This window comes from Pedobacter lusitanus (assembly GCF_040026395.1).
Taxonomy (GTDB): Bacteria; Bacteroidota; Bacteroidia; order Sphingobacteriales; family Sphingobacteriaceae; genus Pedobacter; species Pedobacter lusitanus.
In genome coordinates, this window is the sequence record NZ_CP157278.1 from 1,772,920 (window position 1) to 1,797,525 (window position 24,606).

Sequence of the window (24,606 nt, forward strand, 5' to 3'; positions counted from 1 at the left end):
TTATTATGGAACAGGATCATGTCCGTGTTTTCCCCAGGGATGACAACGTCCGATACGTTTTAATGTTAACCAGCCTCCTTTAAAAGGACCGTGTTTTTTAATTGCTTCCACTCCATACTGAGAACAGGTAGGCGTAAAACGACAACTCGCCCCCAGTAAAGGCGATAAGAACAACTGATAGAATCTGATCAGTGCCAGAAAGAACCAGCCAATGATTTGCTTAATCAGTTTCATCTTTTGGAGTTGATTCAGTAATATCCTGCCCTGGGGCCTGTGGTTTGATCTTTAATAAACCCGCATCGGCTTCAATAGTTAAAATCAGTTTTTTTAATGCAATCCCCAGTTTTTTTTCAAAAAAAGTAAAATCATAGTGTTCCTTTCCAACAAATTGGAGAGAAAGCAATAATAACTGATCAGGATGATTCAATAAAGGATAGAGAGCTGATGATTTCTGTAATCTGTAAGCTTCCCGTATTCTGCGCTTGATCAGGTTTCTGTCATGCGCACGTTTGAACCTTTTTTTAGATACATTAACCACTACCTGAACGGGAAAGGTATTTTTCTCCGGTATAAACAGATAGGAAACCCGATAGGGATATACTAAAAAAGAAGAACCGTTCTTAAATAGCAGGTCTAATAATTTCCTGCTGCATAACCGTTCTTCTTTGGTAAAATTTTTCATGTTTTTGATCGCAGATTTGCAGATTAAATGATCTGCCAGCACTTAAAGTGCTGCAATCAAAATTATGCTTTGTGACGACGTTCGTCAGAAACTGATAATTTTTTTCTTCCTTTTGCACGGCGAGAAGCTAATACTCTTCTACCGTTTGCTGTAGCCATTCTTTCGCGGAAGCCGTGTTTGTTTCTTCTCTTTCTTTGCGAAGGTTGGAATGTTCTTTTCATAACTGTATGATATCTTAACTATTATTTTTTAATTGAGAGGTGCAAATATAATGTGATTTTTTCTTAAATGCAAATACATGCAGCATGTGTTTGCATTTTTATTTAAGGAGGCCCTATAAACCAAGCGCGGCCTTGAGTTTAATATAGCCTGTTTTGCTGACAGGCAACCAGATATCCGATTTCAAAAGTACAATATAATTATCTTTTTCTTTCAGTTCTATTTTAGTTACCTGGGCAAGATTAATTAAATATGAGCGATGAATTCTTATAAATTGTTCGTTATCCAGCGTTTTTTCAAAAAAACTCATGGTCTTGTTTTTATAAAAAATTCCGTCAGTAGTACTCAGTTTCACATGATCATCATCAGCTTCCAGATAATGAATATCAGTTACAGCAATAATTTTGATTACGCCATTGCTTTTCACGACCACCCTGTTATGCTGTGCAGGACTCAGTGCAGCCGTTTCCAGCAAATCCTGAGTAAGTTCGGGCTGTTTTAGCTTTAAAGGAAGTCTTTGCATAGCCTGCTCAAATCTTTCCTGTTCTATCGGTTTTAATAAATAATCCACCGCATTTACTTCAAAAGCCTTGATTGCATATTCATCAAATGCAGTCGTAAATATTACTGCTGGCGGGGATTCTACCAGTTCGAGCATTTCAAAACCATTGATTTTAGGCATTTGTATATCCAGGAAAATAAAATCCGGACGAAAAGCAGCAATAGCCTTTAATCCTTCAAAACCGTCATTACATTCTGCAATAATTTCTATTTCAGGAAAATTTTTCAAATAGTGTTTTACAACATCCCGGGCCAGAGGCTCATCATCAATAAGGATAGTGCGTATCATAGTTTCTGTGGTATTTTAAGCGTAGTAATATATAAATTATCTGCTGTAGAAGCGGTTTGTAAAAGTGTATTATCTGCAAAAAGCAGGTATAATCTTCTGCGGATCGCACTCAGTCCAAAACCTGTTCCTTCGGTAGCTTTCATATCAGGATCATAGGGATTGCATACACTGATCGTTAATACTTCATTTTCTACTTTTACTGAAACAGCGATCATAATGGCGGCCGAAGTATTATAAAGACCAAATTTTATAGCATTCTCAACAATGGGCTGCAGCAATGTCCCTGGTAAAGTGAGCGACAATGTATCTTCTTCAATACTGATATCCAGATTTAACCGGTGACTGAATCTCACTTTTTCAATATCCAGATATAGCTGGATATATTCCATCTCCTCTGCCACACTTACCCAAACTTCATCATCTCTTTTCAGCGTTCCCCTTAAAAAAGAGGCCAGTTTTGTAATCATTGTTCCTGCTTCTTTCGGATTAACAATGGTCAGTGCATATACAGAGTTTAAACTGTTAAACAAAAAATGAGGCTGCAACTGATGTCTCAGTTTGTTTAGCTCTGCTTCTTTAGCTAAATTCTGTGCAGTATGCAGGCGCTCCTGCATTTCAGACTGTTCTTCGAGCCTGTACCATAATACATTCACAAATGCACACCAGGCCAGAAAAACAAAAATCACGATAAACCTGAATATTAGCGAAAAATCAAGAAAATTCAGATAGGTACGCTCATGAATAAAAATATGACTCAGTAATATCCTGCATAAAAAAGAAATCAGTACTGAAAATGCAATAGTCAGCACAAGAACAAACAATACAATTTCATCCTTGGGCTGATAATATCTCAGTACAGTGCTGACAATTACACATGAACAGGCCAGTAGCGTGTTTGTAATCAGGCTATCTGCTACAGACACATACCAGTTAAAATTCAGGGTATAAAAAAACAGCAGTATGAAAGCAACTACCCATAACAGGAAGAGAACTACTGCTGTTTTTTGTGCTTTTTTTGTTAACAGAGGATTATCAGTCACAGCTTATTCTTTAGTAATTGTGTATGCTTACCCCACCAAATAAAGCTACTCCTTTTATCGTAATGATTTTAATGGGTTCACTGGTAACCGGATTAACGGAGCGCTTATCATCCAGTCCACCAAATATCGGGCTCACTTCAGACCTGACAACCCATGATGGCGGAACAATTAATTTAACTCCGCCAAATATGGCTACAATATCCAGGGTTACATTATCCTGAAAATCTGCCTGTGTCAGATCAAGTTCGCAGCCTCCAAAGACAGAAACAATATCTCCTCCTTTGAGGCTTTTTGAATAAACCTGTCGTTTACTGCCCGCAAATACATTTACCGCATCGATAAAATCATTTTCATTCGCAGAAGTTCTGGCATTGGGATCAGCAGGATCAGTAAATAATGGTCCTTGTGCCCCTTCAGCATCAGTTTGTGTATCTGCCGGATTACTCAATGGGTCGGCCGGTTTATTGCGATCACCCGACCAGCCGTAAATTCCTGAATACCTGTGGTCCCTGCATCTATTACCATACCAGTCCCTTTTGGCTCTGCGTGGCTTAAAGATTAAAAACAAACCTAAAATTACAAACCCGGCACCAATATAATATTGGGTAAAATTAAAATCTGTTATATTCTGCAAGGTGAAAAATCCCCCGATCAATACCATAACCAGCCATCCTCCTCCGTGAAAATTGCGTTTGGCACCAATTACCAAACCGATTAAGATTAACAGGCTGGGCCAGCTAAATACCCAGTAAGGGATATCAAACCCAAAATTTCTAAGCAGAAAAACTGCTCCGATAATCAAAAGTATCAAACCACTCCACACGCTGTTAGACCGGTTTTTATATTTATTATTTTCCATTGTCTTTTATATTCATTTATTATACTCCAAAACTAAGGCTTAAATCATGATTGCTAAACAGGAATCACCCGTACAGCTGTAAAATCTCGGTGAACATCATTTTTTCGACGGTGAATTATATGTTACTTTGAAAAATAATAAATTAACACCAGATAACAATGAAACAGAAACTCCTGACCTTCGCATGGCTATTGATTCCTACAGTTTTATTTGCTCAGCAGACTAATCAATCTTATAAAATATTTGAAACAAAAACCAGAAAGACTATTAGTGTTGAAGAATTAGTCAGGAACATGAAAAATGTAGACGTACTATTTTTTGGCGAAGAACACAATGATTCTATTGGACATTTACTGGAAGCCGATATTTTTCTTCAAATGATCCGGTCCTACCCTGGTACCGCGCTTTCACTGGAGATGTTTGCAACCGATGTACAACCAGTGATCAATGAATATCTTGCTGCAGCGATTTCTGAAAAGAACTTTATTAAAGAGGCACGTGCCTGGAATAACTATAAGGATTACAAACCATTGATTGAGCTGGCCCGTCAGTATAAGACTGATGCAATTGGTGCAAATGCCGCAACAAGATATAGCAATGCAGTTACCTTTTCGGGCTTAACTAAACTGAATGATTTCCCGGAAGCTTCAAAATCATTTCTTCCACCGCTACCTATTGATACCGCAACAGGAAGATATTATGAAAAATTCATAGAAACGCTGGGTGGTCATGATATGGGAGGAATGAAAATTTTCCAGACACAAAACCTGTGGGACGCTACGATGGCCTGGTCAATTGCCAGATATGCAAAACTGAACCCTAAGAAAAAGATATTTCAGGTTAATGGCAGATTTCATAGTGATGAACATCTGGGCACCTTTGCACAACTCCAAAAATATGCACCCAAACTTAAACTCGTAAATATTTCATGCTTTGCCGGTAAAGATACTTTAGAGCCAGACTGGTCAAAACAGGCTAATCTTGGAGATTATATGATTATAACAAACAATGTAACGAAATAAATACCTGTTTAAATTTCAAACAGGCGACCTGCTGATCATTGTCCTGAAAGCAAAAAGAGGCTAACCCGTAATTTACAGGGAAGCCTCTTTTTTTTTAAAAAATCAGGGGTCGTAAAAAAAACAAACCCTTCTATTTTTTTAAAGACTTTTGGTTTTCAGTAAGTCTCTGATTTCACCCAATAATACTTCTTCTTTTGTTGGAACTGGCTCAGCAGCAACAACTTCCTCTTGCTTACGTTTCAATTTATTAATAGCTTTCACCATTAGAAAAATAATAAAGGCAAGAATAACAAAGTTAATCACCTCTGTCGCGAAATTACCCCATGCAAATACCGGACCTGCTTTTCTTGCATCTTCAAGAGAGGCAGTAGGATTAGCGGCAACGAAATCTCTCACTTTATCACTTAGCGGTATATAATAATTGATAAAACCCTTATCTCCAATCAGTAAACTAACAGGAGGCATAATTAAATCATTAACCATAGAGGTTACAATCTTACCGAATGCGCCTCCAATAATCACACCGACTGCCAGGTCGACTACATTTCCTTTTAAGGCAAATTCCTTAAATTCTTTTACAAAACTCATAATTTTAATTTTTCATGGTGTTCAACTATCAATAAAAATATAAACTTTATTACTAAAACAAAGCTTTTTTATTGGAAAAACTCATTCAAACGCAATATTAGCTCAACTCTATAGCTGATATATAAACCAAATGCTTATTTTTGAAACGGGTCATAATACCTTTTCTACAAAACATGCTTAAACAACATTTACAACAAAAATTACTTCAAAAGTTATCTCCTCAGCAGATTCAGTTTATCAAACTGTTGCAGGTTCCTACTGTTTCCCTTGATACCAGAATAAAAGAAGAATTAGAAGAAAATCCAGCACTCGAAGACCCAAGTTTAATGATTGCTGATGAACCTAAAAGTGAATATGATGATCTGAATGATTCTCCTGATGATTTTGACGGAGGCTCAAAGGAAGAAAGCACTGATGAATTTAATGTAGATGATTATTTACAGGATGATAGTGGAAATGACTATAGCACATCTTACAATAACAGTGATGACGATGAAGAGAAAAAAGAGACTCCAATAGCAATTGAGAGCACCTTTTTTGAAAGCCTGCAGGAACAGCTTGACCTTGTTCCACTATCAGATCAGGACTTTATTATCGGCAAACAGATTATTGGCAGTCTTGATGATGACGGCTATCTGCGCAGACCGGTTACTTCGATGATTGATGACCTTGCTTTTTCACAAAATGCGATGGTTGAAGAAGAAGATGTACTGGAAATGCTTAAAGTTATTCAGAGTTTTGACCCTCCCGGAATTGCTGCCAGAGATCTTCAGGAATGTCTGACTTTACAATTACGCAGAAAAGACGCACATAACCCGATTATCCAGAAAGCGATCATGATCGTAGAAAATTATCTGGATGAATTTACCAGAAAACACTATGATAAACTGGAAAAATCTTTAGGATTAAGCAGTGAAGACCTAAAGGAAATCATCGCTGAAATCCTTCGTCTTAATCCAAAACCAGGTGATTCAAACCAGGTAACGACCAAACAATTACAGGTTATTCCTGATTTTCATATCTCAAATAATGATTCAGTGCTGATTTTGACCTTAAATTCAAAGAATGCTCCTGAATTAAGAGTAAGCCGTTCTTATATAGATATGTTCCAGCATTATGATAAGGCTGCGCAGAAAGACAAGAAATTAAAAGAGGCTGTACAATTTGTTAAACAGAAACTGGACTCTGCCAAATGGTTTATAGATGCAATCAAGCAGCGTCAGCAGACCTTACTGAAAACAATGAATGCCATTATGCAATATCAGTATGAGTATTTACTGACAGGTGATGAACGTAAAATGCGTCCAATGATCCTGAAAGATATTGCTGATAAAATTGATATGGATATCTCTACTGTTTCAAGGGTAGCCAATTCTAAATACGTACAAACCGAATTCGGAACTTTCTTATTAAAATCATTCTTCTCAGAAGCGATACAAACAGAAAGCGGGGAGGAAGTATCCAACAAAGAAGTAAAAAAAAATCCTGGAAGACTGTATCGGTAACGAAGATAAACGCAAACCACTTGCCGATGAGAAACTGACAGAAATATTAAAAGAACAAGGATATAATATTGCCCGCAGAACTGTTGCGAAATACAGGGAGCAGATGAATATTCCAGTAGCGAGACTGAGAAAAGAGCTTTAACCGGCCTTTCTTTCTTAAGCTATAAAAAAAAGGAACTTTAAAGTTCCTTTTTTTTATAGCTTAAGAAAGAAGATTTTGTCTTAACAGGAATTCAAGCTGTTTATTGGCTACAATCAATGCTTCAGTCAGTTCTTTATTCTCTTTTCTAAGTGCATAAATCTCATATGCTTTTTCGATGTTAATCCTCAGATCTTCATCCATCCATGGCTTTTGAATATACTTATAAACCTGACCTTTATTGATGGCATCGATCACAGCATTAATATCTGCATAACCAGTCAGCAGTATTCTGATCGGGTCCGGAAAATCAGGGATGATTGATTCCAGAAATTCGATACCGGTAGTAACAGGCATGCGTTGATCTGTGATGATGACATGAATAAGTTCAGTTTCTAATACTTTCCGTCCCTCTACTGCAGATTCTGCTGTAAAAATGTTGAATTTCCTTCTAAAGCCAGCTTTAAAAGAATTAAGATTATGAACCTCATCATCCACATAAAGCACATTAATTGAGGTGTCGGAATTCATTGTTATTTATTGGATTTTTTTGTTAAATATATTGCTTTTATAAATTCTAAAAAACTAATTTCGGATAAAAATTATTTCTAAATAATAATTGATCAATTTTACACAAAAGCTCATACAATAAAGCAAAAATGGATAAGATTAATTCTAGTATTAATGCTCCCGACTATTCAACAATATACCGTCCTGTTTATTTCAGGTTAATCAATCCGGAAGAGGAAGAAAGCCTAAAAGCCTTAATCAAAAGTAATCCTGCCCTAACTATTTATGATACCATTTTAAGTCAGCTTGCCGAACTGATCAAGCTCAATAATCCACAAAAAAAACTAAGTCCGGAAGAGTCTGCTGAATTAATCAGCAAACATGCCGGCACCGATACGGACAAGTATGGTGTATGGGTATATTTCCCATGGTCCAACAAGCTGGTACACACACTGGATGAACAGGAATTTGCCCAGGTCAGAACCAGCAGAAATATATACAAAGTTACCCCTGAAGAAATAGCTGTTCTTCAGCAAAAAAAAATAGGGATTATAGGTCTGTCTGTTGGACAGAGTATTGCTTTAACCTTAGCTATGGAACGCACCTGTGGTGAACTCCGCCTGGCTGATTTTGACGAGATAGAATTGAGTAATATGAACCGGATCAAGGTAAACATACAGGATCTTGGTTTGAACAAAGCTGTTGTGGCTGCAAGACAAATTGCCGAACTTGATCCATTTATCAATGTAATCTGTTTTACTGACGGCATCAGCCTGGATAATATAGCTGATTTTTTTACCAGCAATGGTAAACTGGATATTCTGGTAGAAGAATGTGATGGTATCGACATCAAAATCCTTGCCCGTATTAAAGCTAAAGCGCTGGGTATCCCGGTCGTGATGGATACTAATGACAAAGGGATGCTTGACGTAGAACGTTTTGATCTGGAACCGGAAAGACCTATATTTCACGGCAAAGTAGCCGAATTGGAAGCATTGACTCCTGACCAGCTCACTGAAAAACTGAATAAGCTGACTATTCCCGAGAAAATAGGCTATCTGGCCAAAATTATCGGTTACGAAAATTTATCAGAAGCGATGATGAAATCCGTAAATGAAATGAACAAAACAATTGTAGGCTGGCCGCAGCTTGCTTCGGCTGTAACCCTTGGCGGAGCTATGATTACTGATATTAGCCGCAGAATATTGCTCAAACAGTTTAGTACATCAGGAAGATACTTTGTAGATTTCGACAATTTATTCCAGGATGAATTCAATACTATTACTCATTTAAACGGAGACAATGATACACATTAGAACATTCAGAGCTCCGGATGATCCGGAAGCATGCTCAAAATTTATTGTCGGCCACAAAAGATTACTGGAGCTTTATGGAATAACGCAAATCACTTCAAATAAACAGGATTGGGTAGAAGATCCTAAAACCATGGTTATTCTGGTTGAAGACAAAGAAACAAAATTTGTTTACGGAGGTGCCAGAATCCAGATAAAAACTGACCAGTACGAATTGCCTATTGCAACGGCCATAGGTAAATATGACCCCAAAATATATGACATGATTAATGCCGATGAAGAGCGGGGAGGAACCTGTGAATTATGCGGTTTATGGAATTCAAGAGAAGTTGCCGGTATGGGTATCGGCAGTCACGTATTGGCCAGAGTAGGTTCTGTACTGGCGGCGAAATTGCCAATTGTAAGTTTATTTGTATTGTGTGCCCCTGTAACAGTGAGAATGGGGAAAAGAGTTGGCTGCGTTATCGAAACTTCACTGGGTAATAATGGCCTTTTCTATTATCCTAAAGATGATCTTGTTGCTACTGCAATGAGATTAAGAAATCCGTTTGACCTGAGTAATGCCGACGATTCGGAGCGCGAAAAGATTCTTTCTCTTCGTGACAACCCGCATCAGCTTTTTGAAGAAAGAGGACCAAAAGGCATGTACCAGTTAGAATATAATTTAGACATTCCAAACCTCCATGATCCTGTTTAAAAAGCTACTTTTCCTATTAATGGCGTTAGTGCTCAATACTGTACTGACCTATTCGGCTACGCAGGACAGCACGCTGATTTTTAAAGACGACAACAATATTCTACGGATTGAAAATGGTATATCTATTTTCAAAGATCCTTCAAAAACACTGACCATCAGCCAGATTATCAGCCGTAAATTTGAATATCTCAATCAAAAGGTTCCTAATCTGGGTATAACCTCTGATAAAATCTGGGTTAAATTTACAGTAGAAAATCATAGCAGAGCAGAAAATCTGATGCTCGTTGTTGCCCAGCCGGCAATTGACAGTATTACTTTGTACAGACTGGAACAGCATAAACTTTATGCCTCGTCAAAACTGGGGAAATTTAAAGCTTTTCATGAAAGGCTGGTTAATAATCCAAACTATATCTTTCCGGTAAAGATTCCTAAAGGTGGAAGGGAAACTTTTTATATCAGTATAAGTTCTACAGACCAGATCCAGCTTCCAATCTCATTAGGCACGCCAAGAGTTGTACTCGTAAATGATAATAATAAGAACATATTATTCGGGATTTATGCCGGGATTATTATCATTATGATTTTATATAATCTGTTTATATCCTTTACCATAAAGGATTCCAGTTATGTCTATTACATCTTTTACATTTTATTTGTAGGACTTACTCAGGCTACTTTCCAGGGTTATGCCTTTAAATTTTTATGGCCGGACAGCCCGTGGTTAGCTATAAACAGCTCTTTTCTGGTACCCTTTTTCTCAGGTATCACTACGGCCCTGTTTCTGAAAAGATTTTTACAGACCAAAGTACAAACCCCTAAACTCCATATCGGAATAGACCTGTTTGTATTGATGTATTTCCTGGCTCTGGGCTTATGGATCTCGGGTCAGCACATTAACAGTATTAAATGTTTGCAGACACTGGCACTGTTAGGCTCTTTATATTTCCTTTATGTGGCCAACGTAATCAGAAGAAAAGGCTCCCGCCCTGCCCTGTTTTTTCTGGTTGCCTATACCATATTTTTACTCTGTGTGGTAATTTTTGTACTGAGGAATTTCAACTTAATTGAATATAACCTGTTTACCTCCTATATCCTGGAAATCGGTTCTGTTATTCAGATCACTTTACTTTCATTTGCACTGGCTGATAAAATAAACATCTACAGAAAAGATAAGGAGCAGTCTCAGGAACAGGCACTAAGAATTTCAAAAGAAAATGAAAGACTGATCCGCGAACAAAACATTGAACTCGAGATTCAGGTAAGTAAACGCACCGAAGAATTACAAAATTCGAATGCCACTTTAAATCTTACACTTAAAGAACTGAAGGAAGCACAATCACAACTGGTTGATGCAGAAAAAATGGCCGGACTGGGTCAGTTAACTGCAGGTATCGCCCATGAGATCAATAATCCTATAAATTTTGTGACCTCAAATATTAAACCTCTGGGGCTAGATATTAACGATTTGTATGATGTAATCCAGAAATACGAAGAACTGGATCCTGATCAGGATATCAGGGAACAGCTGGTTTCTATCAATAAATTTAAAAAGCAGATTGATATAGATTTTATCAAAACTGAAATTAATTCATTGTTGTCAGGAATTGGAGAAGGTGCAAAAAGAACAGCCGAAATTATCCGGAGTCTGAAAAATTTCAGCAGACTGGATGAGAGTGATACCAAACCGGTAGACCTTAATGAAGGATTGGAATCAACGCTGGTTTTACTGAGAAGTACATTGCCGCCTTTTATAAATATCGTTAAGGATCTGCAGCAGATTCCGCTGGTAGAATGTCTGCCAGGGAAAATAAACCAGGTTTTCATGAATCTGATTACCAATGCAATACACGCGTTAAAGGTCAAAGAAAACCCGCAGCCCGAAGAGTTCATCTATATTTCGACATCGTCCGAAGGAGAACAGGTCAAAATAAGTATTAAGGATACCGGTGCAGGAATGACAGAAGAAATCAAACAAAAAATATTCGAACCTTTCTTCACTACAAAACAGGTTGGAGAAGGAACCGGATTAGGCCTTTCTATCGTTTTCAGCATTGTAGAAAAACATAAAGGCCATATCGATGTTGTTACAAAAGTGAATATAGGTACAGAATTTATTATTACCTTGCCTCTAAACATACAATAATATGACTCGCTCGCCTGTTAAAGTTTTATATATTGATGATGAAGAGAACAACCTCCTCGCATTCAAAGCAAGTTTTAGGAGACAATATGAAATTTACACAGCAATTTCTGCTGCAGAGGGTTTAAAGGTACTGGAGAACCTCCCTGTAGAAGTAATCATTGCTGATCAGAAAATGCCTGAAACTACCGGGGTAGAATTCTTCAAGAGTATTGCAACTACTTATCCGGACCCGGTTCGTATACTCCTGACTGGTTATACTGATATTGCGGCATTGGCAGATGCAATTAATCATGGCGACATTTACAGGTATATTACCAAACCATGGAATGATCTGGAATTACACAATTCTATCAAAAATGCACATGATGCCTACCGGTCTAAGATTGATCTGAGAAATAAAATCAAAGAACTGGAAAAAACCAATGACGAGCTGAACAGGTTTATCTATAGTATCTCCCATGAACTGCGGGCTCCGCTGGTTTCAGTGATCGGTATTGTCAATCTCGTTAAAATGGAAGGTCTTTATAACTCGAGCGGAGAATACTGGGAACTGATTGAATCATGCTCAAATAAGCTGGATTATTATATACAAAAGACACTTCAGTATTATAAAAACAATAAAAACATATCAGAAAATTCACCTATCGATTTTAAGACTCTGGTCGATGAAATGATTGATCTTTATGCTTACAGTGACCGGGATACCCAATTTAACCTGAATATTAATCAGTCACATCCTTTTATGGGTGATTCTTTCAGGATTGAAGTGATACTGGGTAATCTGATTTCCAATGCCATCAAATATCAAAAAGAAAGCGGACACCATAAAGTGGTGGATATAGCCATAGAGGCTAATCTTTTATCAGCTGAAATATCAATTACAGACAATGGACTGGGTATTCTTAACGAACATCTCGAAAAAATATTCACCCAGTTCTTTAAAGCTAAAAATAATAAAGGAAGTGGTTTAGGCTTGTTTATAGTAAAAGAAGCTTTAAACAAAATTGACGGAACAATAGCTGTTAGTTCTTCTCTGAATCACGGTACTACGTTTAAAATTACTATTCCCAATGCCAAATAAACTGGAGAAACCTGTAAAAGTGATGCTTATCGATGATAATATCATAGATCTGAAGATTAATTCTAAAATCATTTTTATCTCTAAATTATTCGACGAAATCATTCAATGTCAGTCTGGAGAAGAAGCCCTTAGTTATTTCAACACACATTCAGGCCAACCTGATAAATTGCCGAACCTCATCTTACTGGATATTCAGATGCCAGAGATGGATGGTTTCGAGTTCCTGGAGAATTACAAACGGTTCCCTCCTGAGCTGAAAGAAAATTGTGTCGTAGCGATGCTTTCATCTACACTGGATTTCGGCGATATACGTAAGGCCGAAGCCAATCCCTATGTGATTAAATTGTTAAAGAAACCACTTTTCCCGGCGCATCTGGAAGATTTATTCAAAACAAATTTCCTGACTTCAAAGTATTAAGCGGGCTGTCTCACACATCAATACAGAATGGCATTATTAATGTCATCTGTATATTATGAATACGTTAAGAATCACTACAATAATCTTTTGTCTCTGCCTTCTTTTTACAGGCTGTAAAAAGGATTCTGGCCTTGATCCCTTATCCAATGTTCTTTTCGCCAAGGATGGAGTGATCAGAGTGGAGTGCACAGATTGTATGTTGAACTACACTATTCTGAGAGATAATTACGTAGTAGATGTCAAGAACTCAGGAGACTTTAAATTCAGTTATGTGTCCGATTTCGAGCTGAAAACCACGATTAATTCTACAAAACAGCAAACCATCAGACTGATTGTAATTGACTCTTACGGAAGAACGGTTTCCAATCAGCTGACAAACTTAGATCCCGGAGCACCAAAGACTGACAGTTTTCAGATTAAAATTCAGTAGCCATACCATATTTAATTTTTTAATGTAAAGGGGCCCGGAGAGAAATCTCCGGGCCCCTTTACATTAAAAAACACGTAGAATATTGTGGAATATTATCCACGATATATCAACATAATGCACAGCTGTTTAGCTACTAAACACACCCAGTCTTGCAGCTCTGCAATCTTTTGCCATCTGAAGAAATGATTCCTGTGCTGACTTCACATTTTCTGCTTTACCTTTCCAGACTTCCAGTGCTGGCTGATGCAAGGCTCTCGAAAATGAATAAGTAACCGGCCATGGTAATTCAGCCTTATGATTCAGATTCATTGCATTCAGGTTCCGGCAGGCGGTAACCGGGTCCTGCCCGCCTGAAAGAAAAGCAATTCCGGCAACCGTGGCCGGAACAGTACTCCGTAAACAGTTAACTGTAAGTCTGGCCACTAATTCAGGATCTGCTTTTTCAGCCGCATCCTTACCGGCAAGAATCATATTGGGTTTTAAAATTAAGCCACCCAGTTCTACTTTAAGCAGATGCAATTGTTCAAACAAAGAATACAATACCTTTTCAGTGACTTCGGCACAGCGCTGTATCGTATGATTACCGTCCATAATCACTTCCGGTTCAACGATAGGTACAATACCCGCACGCTGACAGGCAGCGGCATAACGCGCCAGTGCATGGGCATTACTTACCACACAGGCTGCTGAAGGAAGGTCTCCGTCAATCAGTATCACTCCTCTCCATTTCGCAAACTTTAAACCCTGGTTAGCATAAGCTGTTAATCTTTCTGACAGGTCATCCAGGCCTTTAGTCACTTTTTCTTTTGGAAAACCAGCAAGATCTTCAGTTCCTTCATCCAGCTTTATTCCAGGTATCACTCCTGCTTTTTTCAGTTCGTCCAGAAATGGAATACCAGCCAGAGTCTTTTGGTGGACTGTTTCATCAAACAGTATTGCCCCGTTGATATATTCTCCGATTCCCGGAGTTGTGATTAACACTTCCCGATAGGCTCTTCTGTACTCTTCGGTTTGTGGGATACCGGCAAGCTCAAAACGTTTGTTTAGGGTAGAGACACTCTCATCAATAGCTACAAGGCCTTTAAAATCGGCTACCATAGCATTTGCGGTGCTGATTAGTTGTCTGGTGTGATCTCTATGTTCCATAAATATCCATTATCTGTTAATTATATATTTATAATCGGTTAATTCTGACCTGTTCAGGTTCAACAAAAAAACATTCTGAAAATGATAATGTTTGCACAGATTTGTCAGGAATTTCTGTGGCTATGCTACACTTCCAATTAATAGTCTTTACCAGGCCTGGTGACACAAAAACCTTTACCAACCAGGTTTTTCATAAACTTCCTGGGTGTGGTTCCTAAAAAATGATTAAAATCTTTAATCAAATGACTCTGATCATGATAACCATGCTGACCGATCAGTTCAAACAGATCAATTTCTTTATCTTTCTGATTGATCAGCTGATAAATAACTTCCTTAAACCGGATAAAACGGAGTATTTCTTTTGGTGAATAGCCTGTAAATTTCTGAAAACGCTGCTGGATAGTTCTCTCTGTTAAAGCTGCATCGGCAGCTATTGCCTTTACGGGCTGTATAGAGGAATTATTGAAATATGAGCGACCGGATAACAAAGGCATGGCAAAAGACTCATTGTCGGCCACAAAAGAAGCCGTGTAGCCTTCTATCAGCTTAATCTTGTCACTTACTACATTTAATGCGGCTAATTGTTGCCACAGCTCCGCAAAACAAGTTTTATCAATTAATATATCCGGATCCATTCCCTCATCCGCAGTTAACTCATTTACCGGAATTTTGAACAAACGATAAAAACCATTCAGCGTGAAATTTACAACAATTACATCTGCTCCTGGCAGCAGCTCATAATTCAGCATCTTGCGCAGTGGTCCGATCACAGAGGTATGTTTGAGTACCCTGTCCCCCAATGGTTCATCGTTAAATGAAAAACGGACAGGGGCACCGAAATTGAAAATCAGCAGCATATCAAAGTTCGGTGACAGATGCTTTAGCATGGTATCAGCATCTGCTGCGGTATTCAGATGATAGAAATGACTGACTACCTCATTTAAAGGAGCCTGAACTTCATAAAAACGGCCATCAGGGTTATCTTCCATATATCTGCTTCGTTTTCTTACAATCCTAAGAGTCTCTGCCTCTCTAAGTTTGTCCTAACAAATTTAAAGAAATCATGAACAACTTAATCATTTATTGTCATCCAAATCCAGAGAGCTTTAACCATGCAGTAAAAGACTCCTTACAAAAACAAGCAATCCAGTCTGGTCATCACACCCGTATCCGGGATGTTTATACCTTAAATTTCAACCCTGTTTTAACCAGAGAAGATGTACTGGCTTTTAAAGCCGGAAATACTCCGGCAGATATTCTTCAGGAACAGGAGCATATTACGTGGGCTGATATCATCACCCTGGTACACCCTATCTGGTGGACTGGTATGCCCGGAATTTTAAAAGGCTATTTTGACAGAGTACTGAGCTATGGTTTTGCCTATCGCTATGGCCAGTATGGACTGGAGCAGATGCTGGCAGGAAAAAGGATGTACATCATCAACTCAGTAGGTTCAGAAGAACAAAATTACGTGGATAAAGGCATTTTTGACGCCATGCGGATCGTTGCGCAAAATACATTTGGTTTTACAGGATTACAGATTGAAGAACACCGTTTTTTCTCTTCGGTTATAACCGCCAGTGAGGAAACAAGAAAAGCATATCTGAACTCGCTGGAAAATCTGTTCGCCGGAATTACCACTGTTTAGCAGTGGTGCCAGGGAAAAAAATCATCCTAACTGCCTGCCCCGTCCAAAAGGTTTGAATTTTGCAATTATCGGTTTGATTCTCGCATTCGCAGCGCTTAAGAACTGCTTAAATTTACAATCAGAAATAAATGTAAATCCTCCATTTAAGATTACCTTATGAAAACTCAGCACAATTACCTCCCATCCACTCTTCCAGTTCATCAAGTTTCATGTACCCGCCATACAGATCAGACTCTCCCAGGTAAATCTCCTGCCAGAATGCAGGAGATTTACAATACTCTGGGTGAAGAACGTGAACTTGCCCTTTTATTCCTGGATATCCGTAATTTCACTTCTGCAATGGAAATCAAATCTTCCTACGAGGTTATCTATATGATCAGAAAACTATTTGTCTTGTTTAATCATTCTATTACTTCGGCCGGAGGCAGAATTATTGAAACCAGCGGAGACAGTATATATGCAGTTTTCGGTCTGGATACTACGCTGAAAACAGCTGTTCAGTCTGCTGTAGACGCTGCATATTCCTTACTGCATGATGTTGAAGTCTTCAACTCTTCTTATGTACAACCCCATTTTAATCTGAACTATGAAATCGGCATTGGTATTCATCAGGGCAAAGTGGTTGTCGGGCAATATAACCTGGCGAACAAAGAACAGATGACTGTTATGGGGTTGCCGGTTAATATTGCTTCGCGTTTGCAGGGAGAAACCAAAGAATTAAATAACAATCTGGTTATTTCTGAAAGCGCCTATCATTTGCTGACAGATCCTAAAAAAGCAGAGATGAGATCTGTAAATCTCAGAGGTATAACTTCAACTATGAATGTGATGTTAATGGGTGATCCTTTCCATCGTAAAAACCTGATTAGTGACATGGATCTGGACTATTACCTGGGCATATCCGGGTAATAGTTTATTTGCCGCACAAACAGAAATTAATTACGAACTGTTCTTTGACTATCATGGATTGCCCATTCGGCCATTAAATGCATGAGCGGGATCAATTCCCGACCCGAATCACTCAATGAATAAGTAACAAAAGGTGGAACTACCACTTCAGCCTTACGGATAACCAGACGATCAGCTTCCAACTGCTTCAGGCTTTGAATCAGCATCTTCTCCGTAATCACCGGAATAGCCCTTTTGAGTTCACTGTAACGCTTTGGTCCTGTGATCAGCTGAAAAATAATAATCGATTTCCAGTGACCACCTATCTTATTCATTACATAGGTAACCGGGCATTTAAGCTCTGACAGCTCTTTATTAATGTTAGTACTCGAACTCTCTTTAATCTTAGTCATGATACATACTCTGGGGTAAGTACTTGTAAAAAAGTAAGTACAAATATACCTTTGTCTTATTGATAATAAAAAATTAAAACTATGAAATTTACAATAACAGGTTCTTTAGGAAATATAAGCAAACCATTAACACAAATATTAGTTAATGCAGGTCATGAGGTTACCGTCATCAGCAGTAATACTGATAAAACAAAAGATATTGAAGCACTTGGTGCAAAAGCAGCCATTGGCTCGATTGATGATATTGACTTTCTGACCAGGACATTTACAGGTGCGGATGCCATCTATGTGATGTGTCCGCCTAGTTTCACAACAGACGATTACAGAGCTTATATTTCAGCCACAGGTCGTAATTATGCTGCAGCCATACAGGCATCCGGAGTTAAGCAGATCGTAAATTTAAGCAGCATTGGTGCACATTTATCAGACGGCACAGGCCCGATCAAAGGCTTACATGATGTAGAACAAATTTTTAATACCCTTGAAGGCGTTGCTGTTAAACATATGCGCCCGTCTTACTTCTATTTCAATCTTTATGGCAGCGCCGATATGATCAGACACGCTGGTATTCTGGGCAGTAACTATGGCGAATCAGCTACATTAGTGATGGTTCATCCTACAGATATTGCTATAGCAATTGCAGAAGAAATACAACAGCCATTCACCGGAAAAAGTGTTCGTTATGTAACCAGTGACGTACGTCCGGCTGGTGAAGTAGCAACAGTATTAGGTAATGCAATAGGCAAACCCGAATTAAAATGGGTAGAATTTACTGATCAGCAGGCCTTAGAAGGAATGATCCAGGCAGGATTATCTGAGGAAATAGCTAAAAATTATGTAGAAATGGGTTCAGCAATCAGATCTGGTGTACTATGGGAAGATTTTGAATTAAACAAACCCGTATTTTCAGCTACGAAACTGGAAGACTTCGCAAAGGAATTTGCAGCTGGTTTTTAATATTCCAATAAGCTGTAAAAAAGTGGATTGCCTATGGCAATCCACTTTTTTATGATTTGTTATACGGGTTCCAATTCCGTAGTAATTCCAATTCTGTTCCAGGCATTAATGGTAATAATAGCCATAATAATATCAGCCAGATAAGCCTCATCAAAAAGATCTGCCGCATTCTTATAGGTTGTATCAGATACGTGGATACTGATTAAAGTCACTTCTTCAGTAAGCGCCAGTATTGCACGTTCCTGCTCGTCAAAAAACGGGGTATCGCGCCATGCAGAAAGCGCATAGATCCGTTGTTCTGTTTCTCCATCTTTACGGGCATCTAAAGTATGCATGTTGATACAGAAAGCGCAGCCGTTAATCTGAGAAGCTCTGATTTTAATCAGGTCTTTATGTCTGGTGGTCAAACCAGTACTTTCAATATATTTTTCCAAAGCCAGCATCGCATTATATGCTACTGGTTTTACTTTGTTGATCTTAATTCTGTTGCTCATCTTTTTTCTTTTTGTTCTCACAAACTTCGGTAATAACAAGGCTCAGAACAATGAACCGCAGTTAAGAAAATACGACCTGGAATTTTAATCTTTCCTGGCTCTTAAGCGACTTAAAAACTGCGGGGTAAAACCCAGATATGAGGCGAGCATATATTGAGGAACCCGCTGTACAAAATCCGGGAACAATTTGGAAAAATGTCTGTACCGCTCCTCTTCCGTCTGGTTAAAGATAAATCCTATTCTACGCTGAGCAGCCACAAATGATTTCTGCATCATGATTCTGAAATAAGTTTCCAAAGCCGGAACCTCTTTGAAAAGCATCACAGTGTCTTTCTCATTTAACAAGAGTAATTCAGCTTCTTCTATAGCCTGAATATAACAGGTGGCGGGCTGATGGTTTAATAAACTATCATGATCGGCAATCCACCAGTTCTCAATACCAAAATGAATAATCTGCTCATTAAGTTTCCTGTTGATAAAAAACTGACGCAAACAACCTTTGACTACAAAGTAATTTCCCTTACACAACTTGCCGGGTTCAAGCAGAAATTCTTTCCTTTTCAGTTTTTTAAGTTCAAGCTTATCACACAGAAGCTGCTCTTCCTGCGGTTCCAGTTGTACATATTTCCGGATGTGGTCTAAAAGTTCCTGATACATTTGACTACAATAATAATCATTAACAGTTTAAACAAGATTAACGGGCACAAATAAGATTAATCTATTTGTGATTGCAACATTTACAACAAACTGTAGTCTAAACCTTTAGAAAACCTGTCAAACCATAAAAACTAATCATATGAATACCAAACCTTTTACAGCAAAAACCCTGGCCATCCTGTTAAGTTTTGTCTTTATTTATAGCGGATGTAAAAATTTTCCCGGGGATCGTTCAGTCATCGTCAAAGAAACTCCGGAAAAATATCAGTTAGCTATCACTTATGATAAAGACAAAACGGATACTGTTGAGCATTATCTTACCGGATTTATAGGTCAGGATGCGATTTTCACACCTGAACATCCTTCGGAGATCAGCATTACCATGGCCGACAAGACCAATTTCCTGGTTCAATCCACGCCGGGAGAATTTAAATTGACATTCGACAAATTAAAAAACAGTAAAGCTGCACTTCAGCATGTTAAAAAAATCAATGAGGATCTGAGACAAATTCTCAATTAGCCTTTGGGTTTCGATGTTTGCCTTTCCAGAGTTTATACCAGTTTTTATTGGAGGGATACCTGCGGTGCGGAGTTGCATTATTACAGATTACAGCCACAATAAATAAAATCAGTACTCCGGTAAATATCGGGCTTAAAACATAGAAATAACCCAGAGAATTAATCTTGGCTGTGCCTGTTGTTGCAATGAGTGCGGTTGCGCCACCCGGCGGATGAAGTGTTTTGGTAATCTGCATCACTACAATAGAGAGTGAAACTGCAAGAGCCGAACTTAACCAGACTTCGCCGGGAATTAATTTATGCATCGTTACTCCTACTATTGCCGAAAGCACGTGTCCGCCGATTAAATTTCTTGGTTGTGCTAACGGGCTATTGATAATTCCATAAATCAAGACCGATGAAGCTCCGAAAGAACCAATCATAAAAAGGTTTTCATAAGCGGTGAAATATTTACTGTTCAGAAAACCTATAATACCTATACCCAGAAATGCACCAAAAAAGGTCCACATATGTTCTCTGAAATCTATCAGGGTTTCTTTGTAAAAGATATATTTTGCTTTTCTGACGTGCCTTCTTATTTTATGTCTCATATAATCTGCGGCAAAAATAGGGCTTTGTTTGACAAGAACAATTAAAGACCGGAGTAATAATCATAACCCTGTTCGGCCCAGTAGTCCCGTGGCCGCTGGTTACTAAAACTGATCGAACCTATTCTTTTCAGATTTTTAATTCCATATTTAACCGGAACGATCAGCCTGAGTGGCGCACCATGTACATCCGTTATAGGCTGATCATTCATTTCGTAGGCCAGTATAGTCTGCGGATGTAATGCACTTTCCATATCCAGCCCGACATAATATGCTCCGTCAGGTGTCTCCATACCTACATATTCCATCCCTGCCTGTTCCAGTAACTGATAATGTTCGATAAAATCAATAAAACGAACACCAGCCCAGTGTTGTATCTGGTCCCACCCTTCCACACATTTAAAATCATATACAATCTCTGTTTTAGGCAGAGACCTGATCTCTTTAATATCAACTTTCAGTGTATTATCCCGGCTTTTCACCACCGATAACTTCCAGTCTTCTGCATTAAAATTATCGTTATTCATACCAATATCACTGTTCACTCTGACATTTTTTGCAGCGCGCTCCTTTGGATAAGTTTTAACCTCATGTTCATTGCTAAAGATCCTCCTGAAAAATAACTCTGTTTTGTTAAGTGCTCTTCTTAGAGGCCTCCTTGCCCCTGCTGTAACTCCGGCAGTTTCTTCCGGTGAGTTATAAAGCCATTTCCATCCGCCAAAAGCAGCCCCGCCACCAATAAAAAAAGTAGCAAAGGATATAAAGTTACGCCGTTTAATTTTCTTCTCAGTGGCCAGCTCCCGGAGTTCAGCACTATTGGTCTTTTTTTCCATCTGCTTTTTTAGGTTTTAGATTTGCTGGTATTTTACTTTTTTGCCGTATAGGTTTTCCTTTTTTAGCGTCTTTAGCATTCGGTAATATTTCCGGATTAACAATAGCGGGTATTTCCACATGTTCAATGACAACCTGTACTTCCCTGACCTCGAAACCTGAAACTATAGCCCTGAAATTATTCCAACCGGCTAGTATAACCTGCACAATATGAATCATAAAAAATAACACATACCCTACAGTGAGTGCAAAGTGAAAAATCCTTGCCAGATGATAACCACCGCATAACCAGCTCAGCCAATACAACTGAACCGGTTTATAGATAGCCAGCCCGGTAATCACAGAACCAAAACCCATCACAATAATAGCCGTATATGCAATTCGCTGAGCAGCGTTATATTTTTTTTGTGGCGGAATCATTTTCCTGATATGCAAATCGTGTAAAAGCACCTGCCAGGCTTCCCTGAATGAATGACGGTTAGGTAATAAAAGTCTCCATTCGCCTGAAATCAGCGTATAGAACACATAAAAAATCCCATTCAAAGTAAAGAACCACATGAACAGAAAATGAAAAGCCATTCCCTCTGCAAGACGTTGCGGGACATGTAGCCACTGATAAAACCATTCCGGAAAGAAATGTATAAAAGTATAACCAAAAAAGGTCACCGAATAGACGTCATTGGCCCAGTAAATCAGCAGACCACTCCAGATCATGATCATCAGCATCGGAAAATTAACCCAATGAGTCCAGCGTATTGCTAAAGGATGTTTTTCATGAATGACTTTCATTTTTATAGAATAATTATGTGCAGATAACTACGTTTAATTAAGTGGTTCCGGGAATCAGGCAAACCAAAAGAAAAAACATTGCATTCATTTTGTTATTTTTAATTAAGATTTACCTGTTTGTCGATGGAGAGAAAGAATCCTTACAATAAATTTAAATAATTTGTAAGGAATACGTGGAATTACGACTATTCTATTTTATTCGATCAAATGTCAATTCACAAAAGCACGGAAACACCTCAGGCAGAAGCTATTGCCATTGACCCACATCATTGGGTGGAAAATCATGCAGATTATTTGTATAAATATGCAGTTACCCGGATTAACGATGAAGAACTGGCAAGAGATCTTGTTCAGGAGACTTTTCTGGCAGCATTGGAACGTATAGATAAATTTGAAGGAAGAAGCTCAGAACGCACCTGGCTTACTTCTATTTTAAAAAATAAAGTGATTGATGTTTACCGCAAAAAATCATCAGGACCAGGGAAAAATACAATTGATTTAAATACGGTACAGCAGGATCAGGATTTCTTTGATGCCAATGACGGGCACTGGAGCAAAGCACACCAGCCCCGGGCATTTGGAATAGAGGATAAGGATCCGCTAATGAATAAAGAACTTAATGCTATTTTAAAAAGATGTATGGAAAAGCTTCCTGCGTTATGGTTATCAGTTTTCACGATGAAACACATGGATGATGAATCTACCGATCTGATTTGTGCTGAACTGAAAGTTACTCCCTCAAACTTCTGGGTAATTATTCACCGTGCTAAACTCAATCTGAGAGCTTGTCTCCAGAAAAACTGGATCTAATATGAATGAGCTGAAAAATATTATATATAACTGCAGAAAAGCTACTTTTTTAATTGAAAAGAAGCAGATTACTGCATTGACTTTAAGAGAAAAAGTAGAACTCCGTATTCACCTCACCGGCTGTTCTTTCTGCAGATTATTTCAAAAACAGAGTATCGGAATAAACAAAATGGTGCATGAGCTATTTCATTCAGCTGTACATAAAGATATCAGGCTGGATGACGATTACAAAAAGAAATTACAGGAACGTATAGAAGAACAATTGGATAAAAATTAAAATTTATTGTAAGGTTCTTCCAGACCTTACGACTAAAGGGAGAAACAAAACAAATCTTAAATATATGAAAACTCAAAATTTCAAATCAACATTCACTAAAAGTGTATTGGCTGCAGTAATTGCATTCAGTTTTGTGTTAAGTACTTCAGCTATAGCAGCTGAAAATCCACAGCAAAAAGACACGACAAAAATGGCGGGTCATAAAATGAGTAAAATGGCTCCGTCCAGGATGTCGGGCAATAAGGTGAGTGCAAAGAAAATGGATAAGATGGCTCCTTCAAAAATGTCAGGCAGTAAAATGTCAGGCAGTAAAATGAGTTCAAAAAAGATGAATAAAATGACCCCTACAAAAATGGCAAAGGATTCTAGCGGTAAAATGTAAAATCACTATTGAAAGCGTGGGCTATTTCTTCAAAAAGCTCACGCTTTAAAAAGCCGTCTGATGACGGAAGTTCAATTTTAAAACCCCGGACAAACATAAAATGAAAAAACTAGTACTTATAGCTATCGGATTGCTCTTTACACTGACAGTAGCGGCACAAAATGGTCTTAAAGAAGGCACAAAGGCCCCATCTTTTACAGCAAAAGATAATACAGGAAAATCCATCAGTCTGAATCAGCTTTTAAAATCACATAAAGCTGTAGTGCTGTTTTTCTACCGCGGCCAGTGGTGTCCGTATTGTAATTTACATATCAAACAATTACAGGACTCTTTGCAGCTGCTAACTGCCAAAGGAGCCTATGTTGTAGGTGTTACACCAGAAACCGGAGAAAACATTAACAAAACTATAGAGAAAACACATGCTTCCTTTTCTATGATACAAGATAAGGGTTATAAAATTATGGATGCGTATGATGTGAAATTTGTGATGGATGAAGGTCTGGTAACAAAATATAAAGGATATGGAGTAGACCTGAATAAAAATAATGGAAATTCAGATCACGTACTTCCGGTTCCGGCAACTTATATCATTGACCATACAGGAAAAATTACTTTTGTACATTTTGACAAAGATTATAAAAAAAGAGCCTCCGTAGCTTCTTTACTTAAACACCTTTAAGTTATCCAGGGCTGTTTTAACAAAACATTAAAA

At 38.2% G+C, this 24,606-nt stretch carries 31 protein-coding genes and 1 pseudogene; 16 read left to right on the forward strand and 16 right to left on the reverse strand.

Annotated elements, in window-relative coordinates; all coding sequences use genetic code 11:
• Positions 1-3 precede the first annotated feature (3 nt).
• The 6 genes from yidD to PL_RS07560 form a co-directional block, all read right to left on the reverse strand.
• Positions 4-234, reverse strand: coding sequence for a membrane protein insertion efficiency factor YidD (gene yidD / locus PL_RS07535; protein WP_041884785.1), 231 nt, complete (start codon positions 232-234; stop codon positions 4-6).
• Positions 221-682, reverse strand: coding sequence for a ribonuclease P protein component (locus PL_RS07540; protein ID WP_082036013.1), 462 nt, complete (start codon positions 680-682; stop codon positions 221-223). Before PL_RS07540 ends, yidD begins: the two co-directional genes overlap by 14 nt.
• Before the next feature lie 62 nt (positions 683-744).
• The gene (rpmH, locus tag PL_RS07545; RefSeq protein ID WP_008241331.1) at positions 745-903 is read right to left on the reverse strand and encodes a 50S ribosomal protein L34; all 159 of its coding nucleotides are present in this window, start codon (positions 901-903) and stop codon (positions 745-747) included.
• Positions 904-1,016: 113 nt separating this feature from the next.
• Entirely contained in the window at positions 1,017-1,751 is a 735-nt protein-coding gene (locus tag PL_RS07550; protein ID WP_041884783.1) for a LytR/AlgR family response regulator transcription factor, read from the reverse strand.
• On the reverse strand, positions 1,748-2,791 hold the full coding sequence (locus tag PL_RS07555) for a sensor histidine kinase (RefSeq protein ID WP_235324617.1): 1,044 nt from the start codon (positions 2,789-2,791) through the stop codon (positions 1,748-1,750). Before PL_RS07555 ends, PL_RS07550 begins: the two co-directional genes overlap by 4 nt.
• A gap of 10 nt (positions 2,792-2,801) precedes the next feature.
• Complete coding sequence (locus PL_RS07560; RefSeq protein WP_041884782.1) at positions 2,802-3,650, reverse strand: LiaF transmembrane domain-containing protein; 849 nt, start codon at positions 3,648-3,650, stop codon at positions 2,802-2,804.
• Between the two features lie 158 nt (positions 3,651-3,808).
• On the opposite strand from PL_RS07560, the gene PL_RS07565 reads away from it, so the two are divergent.
• Positions 3,809-4,672 carry a ChaN family lipoprotein gene (locus tag PL_RS07565; protein ID WP_041884780.1) on the forward strand — a complete coding sequence of 288 codons (864 nt, stop codon included), beginning with the start codon at positions 3,809-3,811 and terminating at the stop codon, positions 4,670-4,672.
• A gap of 138 nt (positions 4,673-4,810) precedes the next feature.
• Here PL_RS07565 and mscL read toward each other — a convergent pair whose 3' ends face one another.
• The gene (gene mscL / locus PL_RS07570) at positions 4,811-5,260 is read right to left on the reverse strand and encodes a large conductance mechanosensitive channel protein MscL (RefSeq protein WP_041884777.1); all 450 of its coding nucleotides are present in this window, start codon (positions 5,258-5,260) and stop codon (positions 4,811-4,813) included.
• Between the two features lie 173 nt (positions 5,261-5,433).
• On the opposite strand from mscL, the pseudogene rpoN reads away from it, so the two are divergent.
• A pseudogene (gene rpoN / locus PL_RS07575) lies at positions 5,434-6,907 on the forward strand (RNA polymerase factor sigma-54).
• 60 nt (positions 6,908-6,967) lie between these two features.
• Here rpoN and PL_RS07580 read toward each other — a convergent pair.
• Entirely contained in the window at positions 6,968-7,435 is a 468-nt protein-coding gene (locus PL_RS07580) for a response regulator (protein ID WP_041886166.1), read from the reverse strand.
• A gap of 128 nt (positions 7,436-7,563) precedes the next feature.
• On the opposite strand from PL_RS07580, the gene PL_RS07585 reads away from it, so the two are divergent.
• Genes PL_RS07585 through PL_RS07610 form a run of 6 tightly spaced genes read left to right on the forward strand, consistent with a single transcriptional unit; the run spans position 7,564 to position 13,496 of the window.
• A complete protein-coding gene (locus PL_RS07585) occupies positions 7,564-8,730 on the forward strand; it encodes a ThiF family adenylyltransferase (RefSeq protein ID WP_052496575.1) in 1,167 nt (388 codons plus the stop codon).
• Positions 8,717-9,424, forward strand: coding sequence for a hypothetical protein (locus PL_RS07590; RefSeq protein WP_041886164.1), 708 nt, complete (start codon positions 8,717-8,719; stop codon positions 9,422-9,424). The genes PL_RS07585 and PL_RS07590 overlap by 14 nt, the downstream gene beginning before the upstream one ends.
• A 19-nt stretch (positions 9,425-9,443) precedes the next feature.
• Positions 9,444-11,567, forward strand: coding sequence for a 7TM diverse intracellular signaling domain-containing protein (locus PL_RS07595; protein ID WP_160292158.1), 2,124 nt, complete (start codon positions 9,444-9,446; stop codon positions 11,565-11,567).
• 1 nt (position 11,568) lies between these two features.
• Entirely contained in the window at positions 11,569-12,648 is a 1,080-nt protein-coding gene (locus PL_RS07600; protein WP_041886159.1) for a hybrid sensor histidine kinase/response regulator, read from the forward strand.
• Complete coding sequence (locus tag PL_RS07605) at positions 12,638-13,066, forward strand: response regulator (protein ID WP_041886157.1); 429 nt, start codon at positions 12,638-12,640, stop codon at positions 13,064-13,066. The genes PL_RS07600 and PL_RS07605 overlap by 11 nt, the downstream gene beginning before the upstream one ends.
• A gap of 55 nt (positions 13,067-13,121) precedes the next feature.
• Positions 13,122-13,496: a hypothetical protein gene (locus PL_RS07610; protein WP_041886156.1), complete on the forward strand. Its 375-nt coding sequence runs from the start codon at positions 13,122-13,124 to the stop codon at positions 13,494-13,496.
• Positions 13,497-13,622: 126 nt separating this feature from the next.
• Here PL_RS07610 and PL_RS07615 read toward each other — a convergent pair whose 3' ends face one another.
• Positions 13,623-14,642, reverse strand: coding sequence for a class I fructose-bisphosphate aldolase (locus tag PL_RS07615; RefSeq protein ID WP_041886154.1), 1,020 nt, complete (start codon positions 14,640-14,642; stop codon positions 13,623-13,625).
• A 137-nt stretch (positions 14,643-14,779) separates the two neighbouring features.
• The gene (locus tag PL_RS07620) at positions 14,780-15,631 is read right to left on the reverse strand and encodes a helix-turn-helix domain-containing protein (RefSeq protein WP_041886151.1); all 852 of its coding nucleotides are present in this window, start codon (positions 15,629-15,631) and stop codon (positions 14,780-14,782) included.
• Between the two features lie 74 nt (positions 15,632-15,705).
• On the opposite strand from PL_RS07620, the gene PL_RS07625 reads away from it, so the two are divergent.
• Positions 15,706-16,290 (forward strand): NAD(P)H-dependent oxidoreductase, encoded by a 585-nt coding sequence (locus PL_RS07625; protein ID WP_041886149.1) that lies wholly within the window; start codon positions 15,706-15,708, stop codon positions 16,288-16,290.
• Positions 16,291-16,446: 156 nt separating this feature from the next.
• On the forward strand, positions 16,447-17,199 hold the full coding sequence (locus tag PL_RS07630; RefSeq protein ID WP_082036036.1) for an adenylate/guanylate cyclase domain-containing protein: 753 nt from the start codon (positions 16,447-16,449) through the stop codon (positions 17,197-17,199).
• Positions 17,200-17,225: 26 nt separating this feature from the next.
• Here PL_RS07630 and PL_RS07635 read toward each other — a convergent pair whose 3' ends face one another.
• Positions 17,226-17,591 (reverse strand): winged helix-turn-helix transcriptional regulator, encoded by a 366-nt coding sequence (locus tag PL_RS07635; protein ID WP_041886141.1) that lies wholly within the window; start codon positions 17,589-17,591, stop codon positions 17,226-17,228.
• Between the two features lie 81 nt (positions 17,592-17,672).
• On the opposite strand from PL_RS07635, the gene PL_RS07640 reads away from it, so the two are divergent.
• Entirely contained in the window at positions 17,673-18,548 is an 876-nt protein-coding gene (locus tag PL_RS07640) for an NAD(P)H-binding protein (protein WP_041886138.1), read from the forward strand.
• Positions 18,549-18,607: 59 nt separating this feature from the next.
• On the opposite strand, the gene PL_RS07645 is transcribed toward PL_RS07640, so the two are convergent.
• Complete coding sequence (locus PL_RS07645) at positions 18,608-19,042, reverse strand: carboxymuconolactone decarboxylase family protein (RefSeq protein ID WP_041886136.1); 435 nt, start codon at positions 19,040-19,042, stop codon at positions 18,608-18,610.
• A gap of 84 nt (positions 19,043-19,126) precedes the next feature.
• A complete protein-coding gene (locus PL_RS07650; RefSeq protein ID WP_041886133.1) occupies positions 19,127-19,699 on the reverse strand; it encodes a Crp/Fnr family transcriptional regulator in 573 nt (190 codons plus the stop codon).
• Positions 19,700-19,838: 139 nt separating this feature from the next.
• Between PL_RS07650 and PL_RS07655 the strand changes: the two genes are divergently transcribed.
• The gene (locus tag PL_RS07655) at positions 19,839-20,219 is read left to right on the forward strand and encodes a hypothetical protein (protein ID WP_041886130.1); all 381 of its coding nucleotides are present in this window, start codon (positions 19,839-19,841) and stop codon (positions 20,217-20,219) included.
• Here the strand turns inward: PL_RS07655 and PL_RS07660 are convergent.
• The 3 genes from PL_RS07660 to PL_RS07670 are packed head-to-tail and all read right to left on the reverse strand — an operon-like array spanning position 20,212 to position 22,425.
• Entirely contained in the window at positions 20,212-20,808 is a 597-nt protein-coding gene (locus PL_RS07660) for an HPP family protein (protein ID WP_041886128.1), read from the reverse strand. The two genes, PL_RS07655 and PL_RS07660, sit on opposite strands and share 8 nt — an antisense overlap.
• Before the next feature lie 41 nt (positions 20,809-20,849).
• A complete protein-coding gene (locus PL_RS07665; protein WP_041886127.1) occupies positions 20,850-21,638 on the reverse strand; it encodes a molybdopterin-dependent oxidoreductase in 789 nt (262 codons plus the stop codon).
• Positions 21,619-22,425: a cytochrome b/b6 domain-containing protein gene (locus PL_RS07670; protein ID WP_082036035.1), complete on the reverse strand. Its 807-nt coding sequence runs from the start codon at positions 22,423-22,425 to the stop codon at positions 21,619-21,621. The genes PL_RS07665 and PL_RS07670 overlap by 20 nt, the downstream gene beginning before the upstream one ends.
• Before the next feature lie 207 nt (positions 22,426-22,632).
• On the opposite strand from PL_RS07670, the gene PL_RS07675 reads away from it, so the two are divergent.
• The 4 genes from PL_RS07675 (at position 22,633) to PL_RS07690 (ending at position 24,573) form a co-directional block, all read left to right on the forward strand.
• Complete coding sequence (locus tag PL_RS07675; RefSeq protein WP_041886123.1) at positions 22,633-23,235, forward strand: sigma-70 family RNA polymerase sigma factor; 603 nt, start codon at positions 22,633-22,635, stop codon at positions 23,233-23,235.
• A 1-nt stretch (position 23,236) separates the two neighbouring features.
• Positions 23,237-23,512 carry a hypothetical protein gene (locus tag PL_RS07680; protein ID WP_041886122.1) on the forward strand — a complete coding sequence of 92 codons (276 nt, stop codon included), beginning with the start codon at positions 23,237-23,239 and terminating at the stop codon, positions 23,510-23,512.
• Positions 23,513-23,576: 64 nt separating this feature from the next.
• The gene (locus tag PL_RS07685; RefSeq protein ID WP_041886121.1) at positions 23,577-23,894 is read left to right on the forward strand and encodes a hypothetical protein; all 318 of its coding nucleotides are present in this window, start codon (positions 23,577-23,579) and stop codon (positions 23,892-23,894) included.
• A gap of 100 nt (positions 23,895-23,994) precedes the next feature.
• Positions 23,995-24,573, forward strand: coding sequence for a peroxiredoxin-like family protein (locus PL_RS07690; protein ID WP_041886118.1), 579 nt, complete (start codon positions 23,995-23,997; stop codon positions 24,571-24,573).
• Positions 24,574-24,606 lie beyond the last annotated feature (33 nt).